Source organism: Pseudomonas cichorii, assembly GCF_019719005.1.
Lineage (GTDB): Bacteria > Pseudomonadota > Gammaproteobacteria > Pseudomonadales > Pseudomonadaceae > Aquipseudomonas > Aquipseudomonas cichorii_E.
The window spans coordinates 24,713-30,995 of record NZ_JAIGPJ010000048.1 but is presented as its reverse complement, the minus strand read 5'-3'; the positions used below and the strand labels follow the sequence as shown (position 1 = coordinate 30,995).

The following is a 6,283-nucleotide window of genomic DNA, read 5'->3' as shown; positions in this document are numbered from 1 at the left end:
ATACAAAACGCCCGATGCGGTGCATCGAGCGTTAGGGTGAAATAGGTGTAAACCTATTTCAGGACTAGACATGGAAGTTCTATAGCGATAAGGACAGCAAATGGAAGGTTCGGGAGTATTCGGGGTGGCAGCTTTGGGTCTGCTGTGGGGATTCATACTCGGATACTTCTTAGTGTTCGTACTGACGCAGGTGAAGCAGTGGATTGCATTGCACGACTCGCCTGTCGCCAAGGAGTTTTCCACCTATGCCTTCTGGATTCTTGCAGGAGGCGCATTTGTCGCTTTGTACATGGGGTATGTCAGGCACAGCCTGATGGGAAACAGTATTCTTTCGACTATGGGCTTTTATGTCGGGCTCAGCATTCCCTTCATACTGAAATCAAGAATCAGGGATCTCGTTGAAAAGATGCTCCCTGAACAAATCCCGTTGAAGGCTCCTGTAGGCGATGAAAGCCCGCAAGACTTATCTACAATACTCCACCAATCTCTGACAGAGCGTATTCTTTCGAGTGAAGTGCTTTCAATCGTGGCGCTGATGCTGTGGATAATATCGCTATTCTTGCCGGTGGGTGTTGATAGCAAAAATGAAATCACATCAGGCTGGATTCCTCTGTCTATAGGTTGGCTAGGGATAGGAATCTACCAATTCGCCTGGTTTGCAAATCCTCTCTTCCTGATAAGTTTTCTATACCTCCAAGCTTCGCGTAGCGCGGTAGTGCTTGCGGTTATGGCACTACTGCTATCGCTCAATACACTCACGTTCCCCATACAGATATTTGCACCTTACGGTTATGGCTGGGGAATGATTCTTTGGTTCCTGGCAATAGCATTGATGGTAGCCGCTGCCGGTGCTTTTGAAATCAGGAACGGCAAAGAAACTGGAGTGGACAAGGGAGGATGGCTACGTCCCTTCGGTCTTGGCCTCGCAGTGCTGATAGGCGGCATAACTGTTTCACTTTCAATCTATGACCACACAAATGCGAGTAGCGAAGATAAAAAGCGCCTTGTGAACGTTGCCTTCAAACGAGCACCCACGTCTGTAGCACAGTGAAGTGCGCCTGGCCTGCTCGGTACATTCGCGAGGTGGTATTTCAAACGATGCATTTTCGTGGGATGTACCAGCAGACATGAATGCTGGATGCGCTGATGTCTTCGCGAATGAATTCGCTCCCACACGGCCAGGCATATCCAACTGAGTTCATGGCGAAAATCCTTACATTTGCTTCGATTGCACATTTTTCTTTACTGTGCTCAGAAAATTTTAAGAAAAGCCGATTATTCCTATTTTTTCTTAACTCGCCAGTATCAGCTTGCTACTGGTCAGTAGCTCACCACAGCCCCGTTTTCCATAAAATCCGCTAAAGCAATTTCATTCATGGTGGCCGCTTTATACCTGGCCTGTCGCTTGTCGCCATCTCGCTAATTGCGATGATGGCGGCATTGGCACAGTTTTAGGCCATAACATAAAGATTGCACTGCCAGTTCTGCTCGATTGAGCAAGCGCACAATCAAAAGTAAGTCATAAAAAAACCCAGCACTCGGCTGGGTTTTTACAGGACGATAAAAACACGTCCACTTGCAGCTACAACAACCTTAGAAATCCAGGTTGGAAACCGCCAGCGCATTGCTCTCGATGAAGTCGCGACGTGGCTCGACCGCGTCACCCATGAGGGTGTTGAAGATCTGGTCGGCTGCGATTGCGTCTTCGATCGTGACCTTCAGCATGCGGCGCACGCTTGGGTCCATGGTGGTTTCCCAGAGCTGATCCGGGTTCATTTCGCCCAGACCTTTATAGCGCTGGATGGTGTGGCGCTTGGTGCTTTCGGCCATCAGCCAGGCAAGGGCGTCCTTGAACTCGGTGACTGGCTTCTTGCGCTCGCCACGTTGCACGTAGGCGCCTTCTTCCAGCAGGGAGCTGATTTGAGCGCCCAGAGCAGTGACGGTCTTGTAGTCGTTGCTGCCGAAGAAGTCGCGGTTGAAGGTGACGTAGTTGGACAGGCCGTGGGAGATCAGCTCGACCTCTGGCAGCCATACGTTACGTTCACGGTCTTCGCGCAGGCTGGCCTTGTAGACCAGACCCGACTTCTCGCCGGCACGCAGACGCTCATCGAACTTGGCCAGCCAGTCTTGCATGGCGGCATGATCGGAGAGCTGATCGAGCGTGACAGGTGGCAGGTAAACGAAGTGCTCGGTCAGTTCCTGAGGATACAAACGCGACAGGCGCTTGAGGGTCTTCATGACCATGCGGAAGTCGTTGACCAGGCGCTCCAGAGATTCGCCGGAGATACCAGGAGCCGAGTCGTTCAGGTGCAGGCTGGCGTCTTCCAGAGCCGACTGGGTCATGTATTCTTCCATGGCGTCGTCGTCTTTGATGTACTGCTCTTGCTTGCCTTTCTTGACCTTGTACAGCGGCGGCTGAGCGATATAGATGTAGCCACGCTCGACCAGCTCCGGCAACTGACGAAAGAAGAAGGTCAGCAGCAGGGTACGGATGTGCGAACCGTCGACGTCAGCATCGGTCATGATGATGATGTTGTGATAACGCAGTTTGTCGATGTTGTACTCTTCGCGGCCAATGCCACAGCCCAAGGCAGTGATCAAGGTGCCTACTTCCTGGGAGGAGATCATCTTGTCGAAACGTGCTTTCTCGACGTTGAGGATCTTACCCTTCAGAGGCAGGATCGCCTGGGTTTTACGGTTACGTCCCTGCTTGGCTGAACCGCCAGCAGAGTCCCCTTCCACGAGGTACAGTTCGGAGAGGGCAGGGTCTTTTTCCTGGCAGTCGGCAAGCTTGCCCGGCAGACCAGCAATATCCAGCGCTCCTTTACGGCGAGTCATCTCACGAGCCTTGCGCGCAGCTTCACGGGCACGTGCAGCGTCGAGCATCTTGCCCACGACAGCCTTGGCTTCGTTCGGGTTCTCCAGCAGGAAATCAGAGAAGTATTTACCCATCTCTTGTTCGACTGCGGTTTTGACTTCAGACGAAACCAGCTTGTCCTTGGTCTGGGAACTGAACTTCGGATCCGGCACCTTGACCGAAATGATCGCGGTCAGACCTTCACGCGCATCGTCACCGGTCGTGGCAACTTTGTGCTTCTTGGCCAGACCTTCCTGTTCGATGTAGTTGTTCAGGTTACGGGTCAGCGCAGAACGGAAACCAACAAGGTGCGTACCGCCGTCACGCTGCGGAATGTTGTTGGTGAAGCACAACAGGTTCTCGTTGAAGCTGTCGTTCCACTGCAAGGCGATCTCGACACCCACACCATCGTCACGCTGGACGTTGAAGTGGAAGACCTGGTTGACCGCAGTCTTGTTGGTGTTGAGGTACTCAACAAAAGCGCGCAGACCACCTTCGTACTTGAACAGCTCTTCCTTACCGCTGCGTTCGTCCTTCAGGAAGATACCAACGCCGGAGTTCAGGAATGACAGTTCACGAATCCGCTTGGCCAGGATATCCCAGCTGAAGTGGATATTCTTGAAGGTTTCAGCGGAGGGTTTGAAGTGGATCTGAGTACCGGTGCTATCGCTCTCACCAACGATTTTCATGGGTTCCTGTGGAACACCGTGAACGTAGGTTTGCTCCCAGATCTTGCCGCTGCGACGTACAGTCAGTTGCAGGACTTCCGAGAGGGCGTTAACCACAGAAACACCTACACCGTGCAGACCGCCGGAAACCTTGTAGGAGTTGTCATCGAACTTACCGCCGGCGTGGAGCACGGTCATGATGACCTCTGCAGCCGAAACGCCTTCTTCTTTGTGGACGTCTACCGGAATACCGCGGCCGTTGTCGCGTACGGTAATGGATTCGTCCAGGTGGATGGTGATGCTGATGTCGTCGCAATGGCCAGCCAAAGCTTCGTCAATCGAGTTATCAACCACCTCGAATACCATGTGGTGCAGACCGCTGCCATCGTCTGTATCACCGATGTACATTCCGGGACGCTTGCGTACGGCATCAAGTCCTTTCAGCACTTTAATGCTGGACGAGTCGTACGTTTGATTTTCGCTCATGCAATCACTCCCGATGGTCGTGGGTCTGGGTGATACGGCCTTGTTCCACGTGGAACAAAGCAACTGGCGTTTCCGTCTGCCAGCCTTCCCTCAAAAATTCTTGATCTACACAGGTGATAAATACCTGGCAGCGTAATTCTTCCAGCAAGCGACAAAGTGCGCGGCGGTGGTTGTCGTCCAGTTCGGAAGGCAAGTCGTCCACCAGGTAAATACATTGGCCGCGGCGAGCCTGGCTAACCAGATGCCCTTGAGCGATGCGCAATGCACAGACCACTAACTTCTGCTGACCGCGGGACAATATATCCGCAGCATTGTGTGCGCCTAATCTAAGACGCAAATCAGCTCGTTGTGGTCCGGCCTGTGTATGGCCCATCTGCTGATCACGATGCAAGGATGAAGCGAGCACAGTGCTCAGCTCTTTTTCCTTATCCCAGCCTCGGTAGTAGCTCAGGGTCAAACCTTCAAGCTCAACAAGTTCGCTCAAAGTTTGTTCAAAGACGGGTTTCAGGGCCTTGATATAAGTGCGACGAAACTCATCGATTTCATCACTGGCCAGGCACAGTTCCCGATCCCATGCCGCTTGCGAAGCGGCGTCAAGTGTACCATGACGAAGCCATGAGTTCCGCTGCCTCAGGGCCTTCTGGAGCCGCTGCCAAGTGGACATGAAACGAGGTTCCACGTGGAACACTCCCCAGTCCAGAAACTGTCGGCGTATTTTCGGTGCGCCTTCCAGCAAGCGAAAACTGTCGGGGTTGATCAGTTGCAGTGGAAGTATCTCGGCCAGTTGAGCAGCACTGCGTGCATTTTGCCCATCAATGCGAATCTGAAACTCGCCTTGTCTGTCCCGGGAAATGCCCAGATTGCTTTGGCCATTCTCAGCCAGTTGAACCTGACCAAAGACCGTGCAGGCTGGCTGTTCATATTGAATGACTGGAAGAAGGCGACTGCTGCGAAACGAACGTGCAATGCCCAGCAAGTGAATGGCTTCCAGCACGCTGGTTTTGCCACTTCCGTTGGCACCGTAAAGAATGTTGATACGCGGGGAGGGGGAGAAGGTCACCGGGTGCAGATTGCGCACCCCAGTGACCGAGATGCGGCTAAGAGACATCTAGATAGCGCTGAACATGAGGTTACAGACGCATCGGCATGACAACGTAGGCGGAATCATCGTTATCCGATTCTTGTACCAGGGCGCTGCTGTTGGAGTCGGACAGAATCAAGCGCACTTGTTCTGTAGTCATCACGCCCAGCACGTCAAGCAGGTAGCTCACGTTGAAACCGATTTCCAGGGAATCACCGCTGTACTCTACGCTGATCTCTTCTTCCGCTTCTTCCTGCTCAGGGTTGTTGGCCTGAATCTTCAATTGACCGTTGGCCAGTTGCAGACGGATGCCACGGTATTTTTCGTTCGACAGAATTGCAGTACGGCTGAACGCTTCACGCAATGCCTGGCGATCACCCAATACCAGCTTGTCACCACCTTTTGGCAGGACGCGCTCGTAGTCCGGGAATTTGCCGTCTACCAGTTTGGAGGTAAAGGTGAACTCGCCGGTCGTGGCACGAATGTGGTGCTGACCCAATACGATGCTGACAATACCGTCCTGCTCGGTGAGCAGACGCGCCATTTCCAGAATACCTTTACGAGGCACGATCACTTGGTGGCGGTCGGCTTGTTCGATCTGTGCAGACATGGAGCACATGGCAAGACGGTGACCGTCGGTGGCGACAGCACGCAAGATGCCAGCGCTGACTTCAAGCAGCATGCCGTTGAGGTAGTAACGGACATCCTGTTGGGCCATCGCAAAACTGGTGCGTTCGATCAGGCGGCGAAGCTTGCTCTGCACCAGATCGAACGTCAGCGAGCCAGGCCCTTCCTCTACAGTAGGGAAGTCGTTGGCAGGCAATGTGGACAAGGTGAAGCGGCTACGACCGGCCTTGACCACCACTTTGGAGTCATCAACCTTGATGTCGATCAGCACATCATTCGGCAGGCTTTTGCAGATATCCATCAGCTTGCGCGCCGGAACAGTGATTTCCCCGGGTTCGGCCGGCTCTTCGAGTTGGACACGACCCACCAGTTCCACTTCCAGGTCGGTACCCGTCAGGGAAAGTTGCTGGCCTTCGACGACCATCAGCACATTGGATAGCACCGGCAGGGTCTGACGGCGTTCAACAACGCCGGCGACCAATTGCAGAGGTTTCAACAGGGCTTCGCGTTGAATGGTGAAATGCATGGTCTAGTCCCTTGCCTTGATAAGCTGCACTGGCGTCA

4 protein-coding genes are annotated in these 6,283 nt (G+C 53.4%); 1 reads left to right on the top strand and 3 read right to left on the bottom strand.

The features are described 5' to 3' along the window. Positions 1–100 precede the first annotated feature (100 nt). Positions 101–1,051: a hypothetical protein gene (locus K5D32_RS23925; RefSeq protein ID WP_221602045.1), complete on the top strand. Its 951-nt coding sequence runs from the start codon at positions 101–103 to the stop codon at positions 1,049–1,051. Positions 1,052–1,593: 542 nt separating this feature from the next. On the opposite strand, the gene gyrB is transcribed toward K5D32_RS23925, so the two are convergent. The 3 genes from gyrB to dnaN are packed head-to-tail and all read right to left on the bottom strand — an operon-like array spanning position 1,594 to position 6,245. Continuing rightward, positions 1,594–4,011, bottom strand: coding sequence for a DNA topoisomerase (ATP-hydrolyzing) subunit B (gene gyrB / locus K5D32_RS23920; RefSeq protein ID WP_221592914.1), 2,418 nt, complete (start codon positions 4,009–4,011; stop codon positions 1,594–1,596). A 4-nt stretch (positions 4,012–4,015) separates the two neighbouring features. Next, positions 4,016–5,119 carry a DNA replication/repair protein RecF gene (recF, locus tag K5D32_RS23915; protein WP_200997912.1) on the bottom strand — a complete coding sequence of 368 codons (1,104 nt, stop codon included), beginning with the start codon at positions 5,117–5,119 and terminating at the stop codon, positions 4,016–4,018. A gap of 22 nt (positions 5,120–5,141) precedes the next feature. Beyond that, the gene (dnaN, locus tag K5D32_RS23910) at positions 5,142–6,245 is read right to left on the bottom strand and encodes a DNA polymerase III subunit beta (RefSeq protein ID WP_025257773.1); all 1,104 of its coding nucleotides are present in this window, start codon (positions 6,243–6,245) and stop codon (positions 5,142–5,144) included. Positions 6,246–6,283 lie beyond the last annotated feature (38 nt).